Here is an 18782-nt window from a genome sequence, read left to right on the forward strand (position 1 = left end):
TTCGCCGGCTAGCGGCGGCTCAGCCTGCCCGCACGCGCCACCGTTCAAGCAGCGCCCGCTTTTCAGGCCCGATCGGCGCAGCGCCCGACCGGTCGCGCCCGATGTTCACCATCACGCTTTCCGCCAGCGCGAATGCGCGCCCGTGCTGGAACAGCCCGATCGCAAAGCGGTAGCTGCTGCCGCCCACGGCCACGATGCCGACGCCCGATTCCACATCGGCCGGATATTCGCCCTCGCCCAGATAATCGATCGCGACATGCGCGATCATCACGCCTCCGGGGCTGAGCTGCGCGCCGTCGCCAACCATCGCCCAGTGAAAGCGCACCCGCGATTCTTCGACCAGCCGGGCAATGGCGACATTGTTCAGATGCGCGTTCGAATCCATGTCGCCATAGCGGGTCGGGATCGTCAGACGCAGCGGATACGACGCGGGATCCCGACGCCAGAGTTCGTCTTTCAGGCCCATTTCACGCGCACCGGCAGCGTCTTCAGCCCGCTGACGAAGTTCGCCCGCGTAAGCCTGGGTTCGCCGGCCGGTTCGATGCTGCCAATGCGCGAGACCAGTTCCTCGAACAAGACCCGCAGTTCCATCCGCGCCAGATGCATGCCGGGGCAGATGTGCCCGCCATGGCCGAACGCGATGTGGCGGTTGGGGTTGCGATCCAGCCGGAATTCGTCGGGATGTTCGAACACCGTTTCGTCGCGGTTCCCCGACATGTAGAACAGCGCCAGCCCGTCGCCCTCGCGGATGGTCTTGCCGTTCAGTTCATGATCCTGCGTTGCGGTGCGCATGAAATGCTTCACCGGTGTCGTCCAGCGGATCGCCTCGTCGATGAACTGCCCCATCAGTTCCGGTTCGGCCTTCAGCCGCGCCAGATCGGCCGGGCTTTCCGCCAGCCGCTGGAACGCGCCGGCCGCCGTTGCGCTGGTGGTGTCGTGCCCGGCCGTTGCGGTGATCACATAATAGGAAAGCGCCTCGTGGTCGGGGATCTGCGCGCCGTCGATGGTGCCGTTGGCGATCACGCTGGCCAGATCGTCGCGCGGCTCGGCGCGGCGCGCGGTCATCAGCGCGGCGAAATACTGAAAGAACACCTGCGCCACCTGCAGGATATCAACCTGTTCCGCCACTGCGCCCGCCCACATGCCGGCTTCGCGGGTGATGCGCTGCGAACGCGCGATCACGTCGGGGTCCAGCGTGCCGAAGATTTCCTGCGTCAGCTTCAGCATCAGCGGCTCGTCCTCGCGCGGGACGCCCAGAATCTCCATGATGACGCGCAACGGATAGAACAGCGCCACCTCGTTCACGAAGTCGATATGTTCGCCCTTGGCCTGCATGGCGTCGACATGTTCGCGCGCGATTTCGCGCAGGCGCGGTTCAAGGTTCCGGCGCAGGCGGGCGGGCTGGAACCAGCTATGCGTGATCATCCGCAGCTTGTGGTGCAGCGGATTATCCAGATCGACGAGCGTGCGGAATATGTGGGTGTCGCCGGTCATCTGCCTGACCCATTCCTCGCCCTGGATGGGCGAAAGATATGTCCGCAGCCGGTTCACGAAGATGTCGTTCGCCTTGGATACGGTGGTGATGTCGGCATGGCTGGTGATCGCCCAGAACGGGCGGAAGCCGTCCGGCGCGGTCCAGTGGACCGGGTCTTCACGGCGCAGCGTCGCATAGTCGGCCAGCAGCGCATCGAGGTCGGTATAGATGTCCGGGTTGACGATCCGGTTGTCGATCCGGTCGGTTTTCCAGTCGAATGCCTGTGTTGCCATGGTCCGCGCCTCCCAACGCCGGTTTTGCGCACAGTGTCGCAGCCGGCGCGGCGCTTCCACTCTCAAGTCTGCTGGTTAGCGCCGTTCCGCACATGCCTTCTGGTCTGCCACAGGCAGGCGCCGGCGATCAGCAGCGCGCCCGCCCACACCCTGAGCGACACCGGCTCGGAAAAGAACAGCCAGCCATAGAGCGAGGCCCAGCCAAGCGCGCTATATTCCAGAGGCGCCAGCACCTGCGCTTCGGCGTGGGAAAACGCCTCGGCAAGAAATTGCAGCGCCAGCGCGCCGAACAGCCCCGCCAGCAACACCCAGCCCCAGTCCGGCCGGCCGGGCAGCACATCGCCGATCGATGCACCCAGCAGCAGGAACGGGGTCAGCACCAGCGCCGGAAACAGCGTGCCCAGCAGCCCGAGCACGGCCGCACCATCGCGCGCTGCGCGCATCCGCATCAACACGATCGAAACGGCATAGGTCAGCGCCGACACAAGAACCGCACCCGCCCCCAGCAGCGCATCGCCCGACAGATCGCCGGGCGCAAAACCAACGGCGATCACCACGCCCAGAAACCCGACACCGCCCGCCGCCACGCTGCCGCGCTGGATGCGCTCGCCCAGCAGCAGCGCCGCGATCGGCGGCACCATCAGCGGCGCGACAAAGGCGATCGTCACCGCCTCGACCAGCGCCATCCGCCCCAGCGCCCAGAAAAAGCAGGTGGCCGACAATGCGATCACCGCGCCGCGCAGCAGATGCACCGGCAGCATTTCGCGGGTGATCCGGGGCCGCCCGGCCGCCACCCAGATAAGCCCGGTGAACAGCGTGCCCGCCACATAGCGCCACCAGGTCGCGATAACCGCCGGGTTGCCCGCAACCAGATGCTTCATCACCGCATCCATCGCGCAGAACAGCGCGATTCCGATCACATAGGAAAGCATGGGCCCGGCGCGCATCGGCATCGTCGATGCAGGGGTTGGTGCAGGATTGCAACCATTCCCGGCCGCTGCCATGAAACGCCCCCGACCCGCAGACGAAAAGGCAACCCTGTGGCACGACTGCTGCGCAACCTGAACACGACCCTGCTGCTGGCGGTGCTGCTGCTGGCGGTGGTTGCCTATGGCTTTCAGGGCACGGCCGGTTCGACCGGCGCGTTCGCCAACCTGATGCTCGGCTATCTGCATCTGCTGTGCGGCATTGTCTGGCTGGGCCTGTTGTTCCACTTCAACTTCATTGCCGCACCAAAGGCCCTCGATCCCGCGTCTGCACGCGCAGTCGCCACCAGCGGCGCAGAAAGCCTGTTCTGGGCGCGCCATGCGGCGTTGTTCGCGCTGGCGACCGGGCTGGTCGTCGCGCAACTGGGCGGCTACCTCGGCGATGCGCTGCTGCTGCGCGCGGATTCGCGTGTGCTTGGCCTTGGCATGTGGCTGGCGATCGCCATGGCGCTGAACCTGTGGCTGCTGGTCTCGCCCAACCAGAAAAAGGCGGCGGCCGCCGGCGCCGATACACCGACAGGTGCGCGCGCGGCGGCGGTGGCGATACTGTTCAGCCGCCTCAATCTGCTGATGGCGCTGCCGATGCTTTACTGCATGGTGGCAGCAGCGGCGGCCGGGGCCTGACCGCCCGGCCTCAGAGGAAGCGCGCCACCACTTCGCGATAGCTTCGGCTTACCTTCACCGTCGCGCCGCTTGCCAGCGTCAGGAAACATTCGCCGTTGGTGTGCGGCCGCACCTGCCGCACATTATCAAGGTTGACGATGGTCGAACGGTGCACCCGCTGGAACTTGCGCGGATCGAGGCGCCGTTCCAGATCCTTCATCGTTTCGCGCAGGATCAGCGTCTTGTCGGCGGTCGTCAGGCACATATAGTCGCCGGCGGCGTCGATCTTCTCGATGGAATCAACATCAACCCGGAAGATCTGCCCCTGATCCTTCACATTGATGACCTTCTCGAACCTGTCGGCGGCATGTTCACCGGCAGGCGCCAGCGTCGAGGCGCTTTCCGGGTCCATCTCGGCCAGCCTTGCCGCCAGCCGTTCGGCTTCCTCGCTCAGCCGCTTTTCCTGCAACCGCCCGCGCACGCGTTCGATGGTCTGGGCAAGGCGCTCCGGCTCGACCGGCTTCATCAGATAATCAACGGCGTGCGCGTCGAATGCGCGCAGCGCATGATCGGAAAAGGCGGTCACGAACACGAACAGCGGCGGGGTGATGTCGGCCAGCGCCGAGACCACGGAAAAGCCGTCGAAGCCCGGCATCTGCACATCCAGAAACACCAGATCGGGCTTTTCGGTGCGGATGGCGCGAATCGCCTCGCGGCCGTTTGCGGCCTTGCCCACCACCTCGATGTCGGGAAACGGCCGCAGGCGCAGTTCAAGGCCCTGGATGGCCAGCGGTTCGTCGTCGACGAGAAGCGTTCGGATCATGTGGCAACCTCATAACCGGGCCCGGCCAGCCCATCCGCACCCGTTGCCTCGGGAGTCGTGACGATCTGGAGCGGGATTTCAATTTTCACGAGAACGCCCGGGCCTTTCGCGGAACCAGATTGAACGAGCGGTGAACTGCTGTTCGACAGGATGTCGATGCGGTGGTTGCCACCATAGGCCTGCGCCAGACGCTCGCGGATATTGTTCAGGCCGACGCCGGTGCCGGCGGGTGTGGGCCGGCTCTCGCCGATGCCGGGTCCGGTGTCGGCAACCGAAAGCTCCAGCCAGTCGCCCAGCCGCCGCGCAGTGATCCAGATGTCGGCGCCTTCTTCCAGCGGCGTCACCGCATATTTCACTGCATTCTCGACGAGAGGCTGCAAAAGCAGCGAGGGGATGCGCGCGTTCAGCACTTCGGGGGTGATGTCGAAACGGGTCCGCAGCCGCTCCTCGAAGCGGGTGCGCTCGATCTCCAGATAAAGTTTCAGCGCCTGCATTTCCTGCGCGACGGTCGCCTGCCCCTCGCGCTCGCCGACGAGGCTGTAGCGCAGGAACGACGACAATCGCGACAACATGGTGTTCGCGCGTTCCGTTTCCGAAAGCAGCACCAGCGTGCTGATCGAGTTCAGCGTGTTGAACAGGAAGTGCGGGTTGATCTGGTAGCGCAGCATTTCCAGTTGGGCAGCGCTCGCCTGTGCAGCCATGCGCTCGAAATGTTCGGCCTGCGCGTCAAGCAGCAGGTAATAGTTGATGCCGTAATACAGCCCCGTCCACGCCCCCAGCACGGCGAGCGTCAGCAGGATGGCGCCGAAAAACTCGATGCCCTGCGGTTTCCAGCCAGGCTCATAAAATGTTGCGTGCGCCCATACCTCGATCGCCGAGAACAGGATCGAAGCCGCCACCAGTATGATGAAGCTCAGGCTCCAGACCCAGGCCGGGCGCATGCGGATGATCGCGCTGTAGGCCCAGCCCATCAGCAGCGTAAGCGAAAACCCCGTCACCGTGACAAGGATCGTCGGCAGGATGAACGAAACGCCCATGCGGTTCGCCAGCCCGCCCAGCGTCCGCAACAACAGATACCCCGTCCATCCGGCGATCTGCAGCGTCCAGAACGCCCGGTTCTTGTCGGCAAAAAAGCCCTTCGGCACGGGCTGCGCCTGCTTCACCTTCGGGGTCTTGATCCTCCGGAACCCGGCCATGGGCGGGAATTTACGCATTCTGCGCCTTCCCGCCAAGATCGGGCATCAGGCCAAGGATCGCCTGCCAGCCACAGCGATCGCCGGGGCTGCCGGGGGCTTTGATGCGGCGCTCGGCCTCCAGCATGGCGGCAAGCCCGGCCCTGATGCGCGGCAGCGGCCAATGCGGCATGGCCGCCGCCAGCGCATCCTGTTCGCGAAACGGATAGATCGGCGGGCGCAGCGCCTTCACCGCCGACCGCGCATCCACACCGCCATCCATCGCCGCGCGGATTTCGGTCATCTGCATCAGTCGCCGCGCCAGCGCCCGCAACGCCGGAATGGCGCTGCTGTCAGCCAGCAGATGCAACTGCCGCCCGGTCGCGCCGCGATTGCCGGCGACTACCGCCGACATCAGCGCCTGCACGTCTTCCTCGGCACTGTCGGCGCCAAGGGCCGCCAGCGCCTCGGCGTCGAGGCGTTTCTGGTTTTGCGCAGATGCGTCCAGAAACAGCGCGAACTTGTCCAGCTCGGACGCCAGAATGCCGACGTCGCCCCCCGACGCCAGAATCAGCCGTTCCGCCGCGCCCTGCTCCAGCTTCAGCCCGCGATCCTGTGCCTCGCGCGCCAGCCAGTTGTCGAGGTCGCGCCCTTCCAGCGGCCAGAACACCACGGCCAGCGCCAGCGGCGATTCCTCGGCCAGCTTTCGAAGCCCGCTGGTTTTCGCAAGATCGCCCCCAAGCATCACCACCGGGTTGCCGGCTACCGGCGCGCCAAGCAGCAGCCGCGCGGCCTCCAGCGATTCTTCGCCCGCACCCGCCACCCGCAGCACGCGGTTGCCGCCGAACATCGGCACCGACGCCGCCTCGTTGGCCAGCAGGCCGGGATTGCCGCGCAGGTCGGCGGGCGCGATGTCGGCAACCGCCATCGGATCAGCGGCATCGCCCAGCGCGGCGACGGCGGCATTTCCGGCTTCCCGGCACGAGGATTCGTCGCGCCCGAACAACAGAAGCAGGCGCGTCTCGGGGTTCCAGCGCGCAAGCTGCCGCGCCAGCTCGTTGCGCTTCAGCGACGCCATGCAGCCTTCATGGCTTGTGCTCGCGCCCGTACAGCGCGATCCGGGCGACGATCTCGTCCGATAGGCGCTGCGCCAGCCGTTCAAGTGCAGAAGTTTCCGCTGCGACCACGGCATATTCCGACGAAACCACGTCGATCCCGGCGTCGGCGCTGGCAGTGGTATCCAGCACGATGTCGCCGGTGGCGATGTCCTGCAGGCGATAGCGGGCGCGCAGCGTCCGCCGTTCACGGATCACCGAGTTATCGCCGCGCACACCAAAGCCGGTGATGTCGTCGTCCAGCACGACTTGCAGCCGGTATTGCGGCGATGCCCCGGCCTGAAGCCGCTGCAACAGCCGGTCGCGCACCAGGAACCCCGCCTTGTCGGCGATCGGCATCACCTCGACTGCGCCCAGAACACCCCCCGCTGCACCCTGCTGCCCGCCGGAATAGACCGGCTGCAACCCGCAACCGGCCAGCAGCAACAGCCAGAGCATGGCGGCCAGCGCGCGCATCAGGCGACGATGTTGACCAGCCGGTCGGGCACGACGATCAGCTTGCGCGGGGCCGCGCCCCCCAGCAGTTGCGCGATCTTCGGCAGCGCCAGCACTGCGGCCTCCACCTCGGCTGCGGCCATGCCGCGCGGCAGCACCACTTTCTCGCGCATCTTGCCGTTCACCTGCACAGCGTAGGTGGTGTCGGCCTCGGTCAGCAGCGCCGGGTCGGCGCGCGGCCAGTCGGCGTCGGCCACCAGCCCTTCGCCGCCCAGCATTTCCCATGCCTCCTCGGCGACGTGCGGCGCCATCGGCGCCACAAGCCGGATCAGCGTCAGCGCAGCTTCCCGGCGCGCCGGCGTCGGGCCGGCCTTTTCGATCGCGTTCGCCAGCGCATAGCAAAGCGCAACGGCCTTGTTGAACTGGAGCCGGTCGATGTCGGCGGTCACGCCGTCGATCGTCCGGTGAACCAGGCGCGTCAGTGCTTCGTCGTCGCCGCTGCCCTGTTCGCGCGCGGAAGCCGCGATCCGCCACAACCGCTGCACGAAGCGCGCCGAACCTTCGATCGCCGCCAGCGACCACGCCAGATCCCGGTCGGGCGGGCTGTCGGACAGCATGAACCACCTCACCGCATCGGCGCCATAGCGATCGAGAATGGCGTCCGGATCGACGACATTCTTCTTCGACTTCGACATCTTCTCGGTGCGTCCGGCCTCGACCGGCCTGCCGGTCGCCACTTCGACCAGCACATCGCCGCGCCGTTCCACGGCGCCCGGCTCCAGCCACTGGCCCTCGGCCGAACGATAGGTCTCGTGCGTGACCATGCCCTGCGTGAACAGCCCGCGGAACGGTTCCGCCAGCCCGATCCGGCCGATCGAGGCCAGCGCGCGGGTAAAGAAACGGCTATAGAGCAGGTGCAGGATCGCATGTTCGACCCCGCCGATATACTGCGCGACCGGCAGCCAGCTTTGCGCTTCGGCTGCATCGAACGGCCGGTCGGCGGGCTGGCTGGCAAAGCGGATGAAATACCAGCTCGAATCGACGAACGTATCCAGCGTGTCGGTTTCGCGCCGGGCGGCGGCACCGCACTTCGGGCAGGCAACCGACTTCCAGGTGGGGTGGCGGTCCAGCGGATTGCCAGGCCGGTCGAACGCTACATCGTCTGGCAGCTTCACCGGCAGATCGGCGCGCGGCACCGGCACCGCGCCGCAACCGTCGCAGTGGATGATCGGGATCGGCGTGCCCCAATAGCGTTGCCGCGAAACCCCCCAGTCGCGCAGGCGGAACACGGTGGTGGCGGTGCCCCAGCCTTCGGCGGCGGCGCGCCCGATCACCATGGCCTTCGCCGCCTCGACTTCCATACCGTCGAGAAACTGCGAATTGATGAGGCGGCCCGGCCCGGTATAGGCTTCATCGCCGATCGGCGTTGCTTCCTCTCCGGCGGGCGCCACCACGCGCGGCACCGGCAGCATGTATTTGCGGGCGAAATCCAGATCGCGCTGGTCGTGCGCGGGGCAGCCGAACACCGCGCCGGTGCCATATTCCATCAGCACGAAGTTGGCGATGAAGACCGGCAGGCGGCGCGCGGGGTCCAGTGGATGCACGACGCTGAGACCGGTATCGAAGCCCTGCTTTTCAGCGGTTTCCAGTTCAGCGGCGGCGGTACCCGTCGCGCGGCATTCGGCGATGAACGCCTGTGCCGCCGGGTTGCCGGCGGCAACCGCCTGCGCCAGCGGATGGTCGATGGCGATTGCGGCAAAGCTTGCACCGAACAGCGTGTCGGGGCGGGTGGTGAACACTTCGAACGACGGCGGCACATCCTGCGGCGCGCCGTCGACCAGGAAGCGGAAGCGCAGCCCCTGCGACTTGCCGATCCAGTTTTCCTGCATCAGCCTGACCTTTTCCGGCCACTGCTCAAGCGTCTTCAGGTCGGCTGCCAGTTCGTCGGCAAAGGCGGTGATGCGGAAAAACCACTGCGTCAGCTTGCGCCGCTCGACCAGTGCGCCCGAGCGCCAGCCACGCCCGTCGATCACCTGTTCGTTCGCCAGCACGGTGTTGTCGACCGGATCCCAGTTCACCCAGGCATCACGCCGGTCGACCAGCCCGGCGTCCAGCAGGTCGAGGAACAGCGCCTGTTCGTGGCCGTAATATTCGGGGTCGCAGGTCGCGAACTCGCGGCTCCAGTCGATGGCAAGGCCAAGCCGCTTCAACTGCGCCCGCATCGTCGCGATGTTGGCGCGGGTCCAGTCGCCGGGGTGGACGCCGCGTTCCATCGCCGCATTTTCTGCCGGCATGCCGAACGCGTCCCAGCCCATCGGGTGCAGCACGGCATGGCCCTGCATCCGCCGGGCACGGGCCAGCACATCGCCCATCGTGTAGTTGCGCACATGTCCCATGTGAATGCGCCCCGACGGATAGGGGAACATTTCCAGCACCATGGTGCGCGGACGGTCGGAGTAGCGGTCGGCGCGGAAGATCTGCGCGCCTTCCCAGCGGGCCTGCCAGCGGGTGTCGGCGGCGCGGGCATCAAACTGGCGCGCGTCTTCGGAATCGTTGCTCATGTCGGCGTCTGGTTCGGCGTTCAGCGGGCCAGCGCGGCCTGACGCAGGCTGCGCGCCTTGTCGAGGATGACTTCCTCCAGCCGTTGCACGGTGCCGGCGCGAACGGGCGCCGCCACCCAGCGACCGTCCTGCAACACCTCGCGCTGGGCCGAAACCTGCACTGCGTCGGCGCGAAGCGCGCCATCGAGGATCGCAACCGTCACCTTCACCCGCTCGTTCGGGACGGCGGGGTTCTGGTACCAGTCACCGATGATGACGCCGCCCGTCGAATCGACTTGCGCCAGCGGCATGAACTGCACCGTTTCCAGCGCCGCCCGCCACAGGTAGGAATTGATGCCGATGGTGGTGACGACCGTCGGCTCGGAAATCGCCTTCGGCTTGTCCTTGCCGCCGCAGGCGGAAAGCGCCAGCGCCGCCATCAGCATCGCCGCAGGCACGGCTGCGGCCTTCATGCCGCCGGAATTGCGAATGCCGGTATTGTGATTGATCGCGTCCAAGCCAGAGCTCCCAGGGATGATGCCGCGCTGCCCCCGCGATTGCGGACGCGGCGCCTCTATGGCGGCCATACAGGCCCGCAGCACACCAACGCAACAGCCGCGTAACCGGACGACAGCCGCCTTGGCGCCGACAATGGCGCCGCCGCCCGAACCGAAGCTGAACGCCGGCCCGTGGCCGGGCGAATCCGTTCATCCTGCCTAAAGTGTCTGTGGGCGAAATGCCACAAGGCCGGGCAATCCGGCGGTATTGTGCGCTGACATGCAAAAATCCTGCGGCAAAACGTGGGATTTCTCTGCCGGATGCGTTATCTGTGAAAGCATTATGCGAACCTTGGCTGATTCCCTTTGCAGAATGGTGGTCCCGCTTGCGGGTCTTGCCATGCTGTGCACGGGTTCGGCGACGTTCGCCGAGGCGGCAAAACCGCGCCTGCAACCCGGCGTCACCGCCGATGGCGATGCAGTCGGCTTCCGGGTCCGCTCGAAATCGCTGCCGATCGCACCGGTCAGCCTCGATGTCGGCAAATTCGCCTTCACCGCGCCGGGCCGCGTCGCGTCCTCGAAGATCCAGACGGCGGAACGCGGCTTCACCTTCACGCCTTCCCGCAAGGGCAAGGGCAAGGCAGGCGGCGTCTCGGTTGCCATGACCGCCCGGACTGCGGCGCCCGCACCCGCTGCCGACACCCGCCTTGCCACCGCCGACACCGGCATCGCCCCCAGCGGCTACAACTTCGATCTGTCGGTCGGCTACAAGGGCTTCAACATCACCGGCGGCACCACCCACGTCGACGGCGGGCTTGGCGGCCGCAGCCACAAGGGTCTGGATGTCGGCGTCGGCTATCAGGCGAACAACTGGCACGCGGGCATTCTGGCCAGCGCCGACCGCGATACCGTCAGCCTGCTGCCGCGCGTCGGCACGCCGGAAACCCGCTATGCCGTCGAAGCGCGCGGCGGCCTCGACCTGACGCCGAAGATCTCGTTGGGCGGCAGCCTGCGCTATCGCCCGGCGCTGCAGAACCCGTCGCTGCTGGATCCCAGCAAGGACGATCGGGCCGTGCTGCTGGGCGGCGCCGTCTCGTTCTGATCGCGCTTTCTGTCTTTCCGGCCTCGGCCATGCCCGGCTTCGGTGCGGACCTTCAGTCCAGCCTGATGCCGGCCGCAGCCGCCGCTGCCTGAAGTTCGCGGCGGATATCGACGCCCGGCGTTTCCAGCCATTCAGCCATCGCAGTGCGAAGCGGCGCAAGGGCCGTTGACCGGATCATCGCCTTCACCGGGCCAACTGCCGCCGGCGTGATCGACAGCCGCTCGACGCCAAGCGCCAGCAGCGCCAGCGCCTCCAGCGGACGCCCGCCCATTTCGCCACAGACACTGACCGGCACGCCGGCCGCACCGGCCTCGGTGATGGCAGCCTTCAGAAAACGCAGCAGCCCGCGCGACAGCCAGTCATAGCGGTCGGCAAGGCGCGGGTTGCCCCGGTCGGCGGCCAGCAGGAACTGCGTCAGGTCGTTGGTGCCGATCGACAGGAAATCCAGTTGCGGCAGAATTTCGTCCAGCACCATCGCCAGCGACGGCACTTCCAGCATCACGCCATAGCGAACGCCGGTTGCGTGCGGGATGCCCGACTTCAGCATCCGCGCCCGGCGCCGTTCGACGATCGCGCGCGCAGCTTCATATTCCCACGGTTCGGCGATCATCGGGAACATCAGGTTCAAGGTCTGCCCGGCCGCCGCGCGCAACAGCGCATCGGCCTGCGCCGCCAGCAGCCCGGAACGGCCCAGCGCCAGCCGGATGGCGCGCCAGCCCATCGCCGGGTTTTCCTCGCGCTCGCCGCGCTCGCCGACATAGGGGACCGCCTTGTCGCCGCCGATATCGACGGTGCGGAACACCACCGTACGCTCGCCGGCCGCCTTCAGCACATCGCGATAGAGCGCGATCTGCCGGTCCTTGCGTGGCAGGGTGGCGGAAACCAGAAACTGGAATTCGGTGCGGAACAGGCCGATGCCATCGGCGTTGGTGATTTCAAGCGCCGGCAGGTCGGTGCGAAGCCCGGCGTTCATCATCAGCCGGATGCGCACGCCGTCCAGCGTTTCGGCGGGCAGATCGCGCAACTGCTCGAACTCGGCCTGCCGCCGCGCCCGCAGGTCGGCCTGCGCTTCGAAACTGCGGATCACTGCGTCCGGCGGGCGGACGAACAGCGCCCCGGCGCCGGTATCCAGCAGCAGCGGGTCGCCTTCGGACACCAGTTCGCGCAGGTCGCGCGCGCGGCCCAGCACCGGAATGCCCATCGCCCGCGCCAATATGGTGACGTGGGCGGTCAGCGAACCTTCCTCCAACGCTACCCCTGCCAGATGGCGGCGGTCATATTCCAGCAGCTCGGCCGGGCCAAGATTGCGGGCGATCAGGATCGAAGGCCCGGAAAGCCCCTGCTCGGCGGCCGTCCCCGACTGGCCGGAAACGATGCGGATCAGCCGGTTCGACAGGTCTTCCAGATCGTGCAGCCGTTCGCGCAGATAGGGATCTGCCGCCGCGCCCAGCCGGATGCGCTGCGCCTGCGCCACCGCCTCGATCGCCGCTTCCGCCGTCAGCCCGCCGTCGATGCCGTCGTGGATGCGGCGCGCCCACCCTTCATCGAGGGCGAACATCTTGTAGGTTTCAAGGATTTCGTCATGGTCGCCGGGGCCGGCGAATTCGGCCCTGCTCACCATCTGGTCGATATCCTCGCGCATGCGGGCGAGCGCGGTTTTCAACCGCACGCGTTCGGCCTCGGCGTCGGTCGCCACCGTCTGGGTGATCAGAATGCGCGGTTCGTGGAACACCGCGACGCCGCGCCCCATGCCATCAACGAGCTTCAGGCCTTCGATCCTTAGCGGCGAGGTATCGCGCGGCCCGCGCGGCGCGGTAGCTGCCGTGTCGATCAGCCCGGCCGCAGCGATCAGTTCCGCCAGCACCATCGCAACCGTTTGCAGCGCCTCGATTTCTTCTTCGGCATAGTCGCGCGTCAGCAGATGCTGCACCGCCAGCACGCCGACCGCCCGCTCGCGGCGGATGATCGGCACGCCGGCAAAGCTGTGGTAGCGTTCTTCGCCGGTTTCCGGGCGATAGGCGAAACTCGGGTGGGCGCTGGCTTCCGCCAGGCTGAGCGGGTTTCGCGATTGCGCGATCGTGCCGACAAGGCCCTGCCCGAAGCCAAGCCGCGTCACGTGGACGGCTTCCTGTTTCAACCCGCAGGTCGCGAACAGTTCCAGCATGCCGTCGCGCAGCAGGTAGATCGACGCCACTTCCGACGCCAGCGCCTCGGCGATCAGCGACACCACCTGATCCAGCTTGAGCTGCGGCGAGTTTTTGGACGCCATCACGTCATGCAGGCGCCGCATGAGTTCGCGCGTGGCGGTCCCGCCGGGCATCAGGGCGCCGAAGAACCTGCCGCACGGCGATGCGCCAGCACGGTTTCCGCTTCGGCGATCAGCCGGTCGATGATTGCTGCAACCGGTTCCTCGGCCGTCACCATGCCGACCGATTGCCCCGCCATCAGCGAGCCATTCTCGACGTCGCCGTCGATCACCGCCCGACGCAGCGCGCCAGCCCAGTAATGCTCGATCGCAAGCTGCGCGTCGGCCAGTTCCACTTCGCCGCGCGCCAGCGTGCCCGAAATTTCGCGCTGCTTGTCCATGAACGCCTCGGTGCCAGCGTTCTTCAGCGCCCGCACCGGGATCACCGGCAGTTTCGGATCGAACTGCACCGATGGCTGCGCGTCACGCGCCGAGGCGCGGATGAAGGCCTTCTTGAAATTCGGATGCGCGATCGATTCGCTGGCGGCGGCAAAACGCGTGCCAAGCTGCACGCCGGCGGCCCCCATCTCGACCATCGCCGCAATCGCTTCGCCACGGCCGATGCCGCCCGCCGCAAAGATGATGGCGTCGGGCAGCGCCGGCAGGATTTCCTGCGCCAGCACCGCCAGGCTTACGGGGCCGATATGGCCGCCCGCTTCCGAGCCTTCGATCACCAGCGCGTCGGCCCCCGAACGCAACAACTTGCGCGCCAGCGCCAGATTGGGCGCAAAGGCGATCAGCTTTGCAAATTCGCGGATGGCGGCCACCGCCGGCCCCGGCGGGATGCCGCCGGCCAGCACCACATGGCTGACGCCCGCCGCGCGGCAGACCGCGATCAGCTCCATCAGTTGCGGGTGCATGGTGATCAGGTTCACCCCGAACGGCCTGCCCGTCAGCGCCTGCGTGCCGGCGATTTCGGCCGCCAGCAGGTCGGGCGTCATGGCCCCGCAGGCGATCACGCCAAAGCCGCCGGCATTGGAAATCGCCGACACCAGATGCCGCTCGGAGACCCAGCTCATGGCGCCCGCCAGAATGGCGTGCCGCGAACCAAGGAATGCGCGCCCGCGCGCCGTCAGCGCATCGAGATGCGGGGATGCGCTCATGCGGCGGCGTCCAGCCCATAGGCGGTGTGCAGCACGCGCACTGCAAGTTCCAGATACTCTTCGGCGATCAGCACGCTGACCTTGATTTCCGAAGTGGTGATCGCCAGCACGTTGATGCCCCGGTCGGCCAGCGCGCGGAACATGGTGACGGCGACGCCAGCGTGGCTGCGCATGCCAACCCCGACAACCGAAATCTTCACCACCGTGTCGTCGGTGACGATGCGGGCATAGCCGATCTCGGCGGCGTGCGCTTCCAGCACGGCCCTGGTCCGCGTCAGTTCGGTGCGCGGCACGGTAAAGGTCACGTCGGTCGTGCCGTCGTTGGCGATGTTCTGCACGATCATGTCGACGTTGATGTTCGCGTCGGCCAGCGGCCCGAAGATCGCCGCCACCACGCCCGGCCTGTCGGGCACGGCGCCGATCGTCACCTTGGCTTCGTTGCGGTCATAGGCGACGCCGGCGATCAGTTCCTGTTCCACGATTTCATCCTCATCGACAACCATCGTGCCCGGCGCGTCCGTCAGACTGGACAGCACCTGGACCCGAACCTTTTCCTTCATGGCGAGTTCGACCGAACGTGTCTGCAGAACCTTGGCGCCGACCGACGCCAGTTCCAGCATTTCCTCGTAGGTGATCTTGCCCAGCTTGCGGGCGCGCGGCACGATTCGGGGATCGGTCGTGAACACGCCCTCGACATCGGTATAGATGTCGCAGCGGTCGGCCTTCAGCGCCGCTGCAACCGCAACCGCCGAGGTATCGGAACCGCCGCGCCCCAAGGTTGCTACCCGGCCCGAAGGGGTCATGCCCTGAAAGCCCGGAATCACCGCCACTTCGCCCGACGCCATCGCCGCCGCCAGCGCGTCGGTTCCCACTTCCTCGACCCGCGCCTTGCCATGCGCCTCCGAGGTGAGGACCGGAAGCTGCCAGCCGAGCCAGCTTCGCGCCTTCAGGCCCATCGATTGCAGCACGATCGCCAGCAGCCCCGACGTGACCTGCTCGCCCGAGGCGACGACCACGTCATATTCAGCCGGGTCGGCAAGCGGCGAAGCCTCGCGGCAGAAACCGACCAGCCGGTCCGTCTCTCCGGCCATGGCGGACACCACTACTGCCACTTCATTGCCTGCTTCCACTTCGCGGCGGACGCGCGCGGCGACGTTGCGGATGCGCTCGATCCCGGCCATCGAAGTGCCGCCGAATTTCATGACGATGCGTGCCATAGATTTCTGGTTGCGTCCGCTTGATGGTGATGAATTGCGACGTGCCTTTATAAGCGCGGCCGCCCGATGACAACGGCACCCTGCACAAGCGCGGCTTTACAGCGGCCAAGCGGGAATGATATGCGATCCCCCATCATGAAGGTGGCAACACGGCATCTGCTTCGACTTACGCGCCCTTAGGCGCGTCATCCATGGGCGGCCCCGCGGGCGGGCCCCATGCCGGCACGCACCTGAGGGCTGAAACCACCTGTTCCCCGCACCGCGAAGTTCCGGCGCTGGAATTCCAGAAGCCGCAGCCAGAAGCCACAGATCGTCAAGGCAGCAGCATGACCAACCAGATCCTGATTTTCGACACCACCCTGCGCGACGGCGAGCAATCGCCCGGTTGCTCGATGAACCTTGCGGAAAAACTGCGCGTTGCAGCGCAGCTCGAAGCGCTGGGCGTCGACATCATCGAAGCGGGGTTCGCCATCGCCTCGGAAGGCGATTTCGAAGCCGTCGAAGCGGTGGCGAAACAGTGCCGCCGCGCCGTCGTCGCCAGCCTTGCACGGGCCGCCCGCGCCGACATCGAGCGTGCGGCAGCAGCACTGAAGCAGGCCCAGCGCCCGCGCATCCACACCTTCATCGCAACGTCGCCGCTGCACATGAAGGTGAAGCTCTCGAAGGAACCGGACCAGGTGCTTGAATCGATCCGCGAGTCGGTCGGTCTGGCGCGCAATCTGGTCGACGACGTCGAATGGTCCGCCGAAGACGCCACCCGCTCCGAGCCGGACTTTCTGGCCCGCGCCATCGAAACCGCGATCCACGCCGGCGCCACCACCATCAACCTGCCCGACACCGTGGGCTATGCAACGCCCGAAACCTATGGCGCGATGTTCCGTGACATGATCAACCGGGTGCCGAACGCCGACAGGGCGGTATTCTCGACGCACTGCCACAATGATCTGGGGCTTGCCGTCGCCAACACGCTGGCCGCCGTCATGTCGGGCGCACGTCAGGTTGAATCGACCATCAACGGCATCGGCGAACGCGCCGGCAACGCCGCAGTCGAGGAAATCGCCATGGCGCTGAAGGTCAGGCACGATGTTCTGCCGTATCGCACCGGCATCGTCTCGACCGAGATCACCCGTGCCTCGCGGCTGATTTCCGCCGTGACCGGCATGCATGTGCAGCCGAACAAGGCGATCGTCGGTGCCAACGCCTTCGCGCACGAAAGCGGCATCCACCAGGACGGCATGCTGAAAGACAGCTCGACCTATGAAATCATGACGCCGGAATCGGTCGGGCAGTCGCATTCCAGCCTGGTTCTGGGCAAGCATTCGGGCCGCGCGGCCTTCCGCGACAAGCTCGAAAGCCTTGGGTACCAGTTGTCCGACAACGAGTTTCAGGACGCCTTCCATCGCTTCAAGGCGCTGGCCGATGCCAAGAAGCAGGTGTTCGACGAGGACATAGTCGCGCTGGTCGACGACGAGGTGCTGCGCGGCCAGGACCGCATCAAGGTAGTCGAGGTAGAGATTTACTGCGGTTCCGCCGGGCCGCAGCGCGCAATCGTCACGCTGTCGGTCGACGGCGAGGAAACGACCGCCGCCACCAAGGGCAACGGCCCCGTGGATGCGCTGTTCAACGCCGTGCGAAAACTGGTTCCGCACGACGAGGCGACGCTCGAGCTTTATGAAGTGTCGGCGGTGACCGCCGGCACCGACGCGCAGGCCGAGGTCAGCGTCGTGCTGGCGGAAAACGGCCGCACCGCGCGCGGCGTCGGCGCCCACAACGATACGCTGGTGGCGTCGGCAAGGGCCTATGTGAACGCGCTGAACAAGCTGATGGTAAAGCGCGGACGGAGCGCGCTCGCGGCCTGATCATGCATCGCGTTTGCTGAACGGAGTTCGGGGCGCCCGCTTTGCAGTGGGCGCCCCGCAAGCGTCAGCCTGCCTTCACCTTGCACTGGGCCGTCGCCATCATGCCGACGTTCAGTTGCAGTTCGTTGCCCTTGCCGGCAATCGTGGTCTGGCCGTTGGAATAGCGGAAACCGCTGTCGGCCGGTTCGGGGTGCAGTTCGGTGTTCTGTCCGCCGCGCACCAGCACGGCGATGCCCTGGTCCGGGAAGAAGCGCACTTCGATCGTTTCGCCATTGTCGCACACATAGTTCGTCCGCGACTGCTTGGTGGCGGGAATGCCGGCGTCGGCGGCCGCCTTTTCCAGCTCGGCCTTCTGTGCCGCTGTCGTCTGGTCGGCGGGAAAGTCGGCCGGGTTCACCACTACGGCGGGTTTCTGGCCTTCCGGTGCCGGGGTGGCGGCCGTCGCCTCGGTGGCTTCGGGGGCTGCGGCTTCGGGCGCGGGCGCTTCGGCGGGCTTGTTGCATCCAGCCAGCAGCGCAGCGGCGGCAAGGCCGCCAAACAACATCGATTTCATCATCTTCTCCTTGAAGGGATTCGGCATCAGGCGGCCGTGCAGCGGGTCGAGGCCATGGCGCCCACCGTCATCGTCAGGCCCATGCGGTCGGGTTGCACGCGCAGCGTCGTCGCACCGCCGCTATAGGTAAAGCCCGGAGGCGTCGCCTGCTGCTGCAACTCGGTCGTCTGTCCGCCGCGCACCAGCGAAGCCACGCCCTGCTGCGGGAAGTAACGCACGGTGATCTGCTCGCCGTTGTCGCAATTATAGCTGACGCGCATTTCAGCCGGGGCGGGCGGAGCCGGGGGTGGAGGAGGGGGCGGGGGCGGCACCGGTGTCGGCGGCGCGGGTGGCGCTGGCGGGCGGCCGCTCATGTTGTTGGCCACGCAATTCACCGGCGCCGCCATGCCGACGTTGATGGTGATGATGGCGCGGTTGGCGTCGCTGACGACGCGCGTCTGGCCACCGGCATAGGTAAGCGGCGCGTTCGACACCCGGTCCAGCTCGATATTCTGGCCGTTTCTGGTCAGCACTGCCATTCCCTGGTCACCGAAATAGCGGATGGTCAGGAGTTCGCCGCTATCGCAGCGGTAGTTCACGGTGAACGTCTGCGCCGGGCGGACGCCGGGCGAACTGGGGCCGCTGGAACAGGCGGCAAGCACCATCGCTGCGGCCATCAACGGAACAACTGGCTTCATGCGTCATCCTCCTCGGTCAGGGCAGGCCTCTGTCCCGACATCGCAAAATGCATAGCGCAGGCGCGTCCGCCGTCAATGCGGGGCCGTG

Annotated in this window: 17 protein-coding genes; 3 read left to right on the top strand and 14 right to left on the bottom strand. The window is 66.7% G+C overall.

What is annotated here, in order from left to right:
• Positions 1 to 19 precede the first annotated feature (19 nt).
• From AC16JP_RS09155 to AC16JP_RS09165, 3 genes are all read right to left on the bottom strand, one after another.
• Positions 20 to 466 carry an acyl-CoA thioesterase gene (locus AC16JP_RS09155; protein ID WP_484340306.1) on the bottom strand — a complete coding sequence of 149 codons (447 nt, stop codon included), beginning with the start codon at positions 464 to 466 and terminating at the stop codon, positions 20 to 22.
• A complete protein-coding gene (locus AC16JP_RS09160) occupies positions 457 to 1767 on the bottom strand; it encodes a cytochrome P450 (RefSeq protein ID WP_484340307.1) in 1311 nt (436 codons plus the stop codon). Before AC16JP_RS09160 ends, AC16JP_RS09155 begins: the two co-directional genes overlap by 10 nt.
• 62 nt (positions 1768 to 1829) lie before the next feature.
• Complete coding sequence (locus AC16JP_RS09165; RefSeq protein ID WP_484340308.1) at positions 1830 to 2714, bottom strand: DMT family transporter; 885 nt, start codon at positions 2712 to 2714, stop codon at positions 1830 to 1832.
• 93 nt (positions 2715 to 2807) lie between these two features.
• Here AC16JP_RS09165 and AC16JP_RS09170 point away from each other — a divergent pair, with 93 nt between their 5' ends.
• Positions 2808 to 3377 (top strand): hypothetical protein, encoded by a 570-nt coding sequence (locus AC16JP_RS09170; protein WP_484340309.1) that lies wholly within the window; start codon positions 2808 to 2810, stop codon positions 3375 to 3377.
• 10 nt (positions 3378 to 3387) lie between these two features.
• Here AC16JP_RS09170 and AC16JP_RS09175 read toward each other — a convergent pair whose 3' ends face one another.
• Genes AC16JP_RS09175 through AC16JP_RS09200 form a run of 6 tightly spaced genes read right to left on the bottom strand, consistent with a single transcriptional unit; the run spans position 3388 to position 9914 of the window.
• Positions 3388 to 4179, bottom strand: coding sequence for a LytR/AlgR family response regulator transcription factor (locus AC16JP_RS09175; protein ID WP_484340310.1), 792 nt, complete (start codon positions 4177 to 4179; stop codon positions 3388 to 3390).
• Positions 4176 to 5393: a sensor histidine kinase gene (locus AC16JP_RS09180; protein WP_484340311.1), complete on the bottom strand. Its 1218-nt coding sequence runs from the start codon at positions 5391 to 5393 to the stop codon at positions 4176 to 4178. The genes AC16JP_RS09175 and AC16JP_RS09180 overlap by 4 nt, the downstream gene beginning before the upstream one ends.
• Positions 5386 to 6429 carry a DNA polymerase III subunit delta gene (holA, locus tag AC16JP_RS09185; protein WP_484340312.1) on the bottom strand — a complete coding sequence of 348 codons (1044 nt, stop codon included), beginning with the start codon at positions 6427 to 6429 and terminating at the stop codon, positions 5386 to 5388. Before holA ends, AC16JP_RS09180 begins: the two co-directional genes overlap by 8 nt.
• Positions 6430 to 6436: 7 nt before the next feature.
• Positions 6437 to 6922, bottom strand: coding sequence for an LPS assembly lipoprotein LptE (lptE, locus tag AC16JP_RS09190; protein ID WP_484340313.1), 486 nt, complete (start codon positions 6920 to 6922; stop codon positions 6437 to 6439).
• Positions 6922 to 9462, bottom strand: coding sequence for a leucine--tRNA ligase (gene leuS, locus AC16JP_RS09195; protein ID WP_484340314.1), 2541 nt, complete (start codon positions 9460 to 9462; stop codon positions 6922 to 6924). Before leuS ends, lptE begins: the two co-directional genes overlap by 1 nt.
• A 20-nt stretch (positions 9463 to 9482) precedes the next feature.
• Positions 9483 to 9914, bottom strand: coding sequence for a DUF3576 domain-containing protein (locus AC16JP_RS09200; RefSeq protein ID WP_484340322.1), 432 nt, complete (start codon positions 9912 to 9914; stop codon positions 9483 to 9485).
• Between the two features lie 376 nt (positions 9915 to 10290).
• On the opposite strand from AC16JP_RS09200, the gene AC16JP_RS09205 reads away from it, so the two are divergent.
• The gene (locus AC16JP_RS09205) at positions 10291 to 11040 is read left to right on the top strand and encodes a hypothetical protein (RefSeq protein WP_484340315.1); all 750 of its coding nucleotides are present in this window, start codon (positions 10291 to 10293) and stop codon (positions 11038 to 11040) included.
• Positions 11041 to 11092: 52 nt separating this feature from the next.
• On the opposite strand, the gene ptsP is transcribed toward AC16JP_RS09205, so the two are convergent.
• Genes ptsP through AC16JP_RS09220 form a run of 3 tightly spaced genes read right to left on the bottom strand, consistent with a single transcriptional unit; the run spans position 11093 to position 15605 of the window.
• Positions 11093 to 13309, bottom strand: coding sequence for a phosphoenolpyruvate--protein phosphotransferase (ptsP, locus tag AC16JP_RS09210; protein ID WP_484340316.1), 2217 nt, complete (start codon positions 13307 to 13309; stop codon positions 11093 to 11095).
• A gap of 50 nt (positions 13310 to 13359) precedes the next feature.
• Entirely contained in the window at positions 13360 to 14388 is a 1029-nt protein-coding gene (locus AC16JP_RS09215; RefSeq protein ID WP_484340317.1) for an NAD(P)H-dependent flavin oxidoreductase, read from the bottom strand.
• A complete protein-coding gene (locus tag AC16JP_RS09220; RefSeq protein WP_484340318.1) occupies positions 14385 to 15605 on the bottom strand; it encodes an aspartate kinase in 1221 nt (406 codons plus the stop codon). Before AC16JP_RS09220 ends, AC16JP_RS09215 begins: the two co-directional genes overlap by 4 nt.
• 326 nt (positions 15606 to 15931) lie before the next feature.
• Here AC16JP_RS09220 and AC16JP_RS09225 point away from each other — a divergent pair, with 326 nt between their 5' ends.
• Positions 15932 to 17464 (top strand): 2-isopropylmalate synthase, encoded by a 1533-nt coding sequence (locus tag AC16JP_RS09225; protein WP_484340319.1) that lies wholly within the window; start codon positions 15932 to 15934, stop codon positions 17462 to 17464.
• Between the two features lie 64 nt (positions 17465 to 17528).
• Here the strand turns inward: AC16JP_RS09225 and AC16JP_RS09230 are convergent, their stop codons facing one another.
• Positions 17529 to 18017, bottom strand: coding sequence for an MliC family protein (locus tag AC16JP_RS09230; RefSeq protein WP_484340320.1), 489 nt, complete (start codon positions 18015 to 18017; stop codon positions 17529 to 17531).
• Positions 18018 to 18043: 26 nt separating this feature from the next.
• A complete protein-coding gene (locus AC16JP_RS09235) occupies positions 18044 to 18694 on the bottom strand; it encodes an MliC family protein (protein WP_484340321.1) in 651 nt (216 codons plus the stop codon).
• Between the last annotated feature and the right edge of the window lie 88 nt (positions 18695 to 18782).

It is taken from the genome of Sandaracinobacteroides sp. (assembly GCF_057137845.1).

Excerpts from the sequence above, each read along its gene's own strand:
- AC16JP_RS09220 (WP_484340318.1), bottom strand. The coding sequence starts at position 15,605 with ATGGCACGCATCGTCATGAAATTCGGCGGCACTTCGATGGCCGGGATC.
- AC16JP_RS09235 (WP_484340321.1), bottom strand. The coding sequence starts at position 18,694 with ATGAAGCCAGTTGTTCCGTTGATGGCCGCAGCGATGGTGCTTGCCGCC.
- holA (WP_484340312.1), bottom strand. The coding sequence starts at position 6,429 with ATGGCGTCGCTGAAGCGCAACGAGCTGGCGCGGCAGCTTGCGCGCTGG.
- AC16JP_RS09160 (WP_484340307.1), bottom strand. The coding sequence starts at position 1,767 with ATGGCAACACAGGCATTCGACTGGAAAACCGACCGGATCGACAACCGG.
- AC16JP_RS09200 (WP_484340322.1), bottom strand. The coding sequence starts at position 9,914 with ATGAAGGCCGCAGCCGTGCCTGCGGCGATGCTGATGGCGGCGCTGGCG.
- AC16JP_RS09155 (WP_484340306.1), bottom strand. The coding sequence starts at position 466 with ATGGGCCTGAAAGACGAACTCTGGCGTCGGGATCCCGCGTCGTATCCG.
- AC16JP_RS09230 (WP_484340320.1), bottom strand. The coding sequence starts at position 18,017 with ATGAAATCGATGTTGTTTGGCGGCCTTGCCGCCGCTGCGCTGCTGGCT.
- AC16JP_RS09175 (WP_484340310.1), bottom strand. The coding sequence starts at position 4,179 with ATGATCCGAACGCTTCTCGTCGACGACGAACCGCTGGCCATCCAGGGC.
- leuS (WP_484340314.1), bottom strand. The coding sequence starts at position 9,462 with ATGAGCAACGATTCCGAAGACGCGCGCCAGTTTGATGCCCGCGCCGCC.
- AC16JP_RS09165 (WP_484340308.1), bottom strand. The coding sequence starts at position 2,714 with ATGCGCGCCGGGCCCATGCTTTCCTATGTGATCGGAATCGCGCTGTTC.
- ptsP (WP_484340316.1), bottom strand. The coding sequence starts at position 13,309 with ATGGCGTCCAAAAACTCGCCGCAGCTCAAGCTGGATCAGGTGGTGTCG.
- AC16JP_RS09225 (WP_484340319.1), top strand. The coding sequence starts at position 15,932 with ATGACCAACCAGATCCTGATTTTCGACACCACCCTGCGCGACGGCGAG.
- AC16JP_RS09215 (WP_484340317.1), bottom strand. The coding sequence starts at position 14,388 with ATGAGCGCATCCCCGCATCTCGATGCGCTGACGGCGCGCGGGCGCGCA.
- lptE (WP_484340313.1), bottom strand. The coding sequence starts at position 6,922 with ATGCGCGCGCTGGCCGCCATGCTCTGGCTGTTGCTGCTGGCCGGTTGC.
- AC16JP_RS09180 (WP_484340311.1), bottom strand. The coding sequence starts at position 5,393 with ATGCGTAAATTCCCGCCCATGGCCGGGTTCCGGAGGATCAAGACCCCG.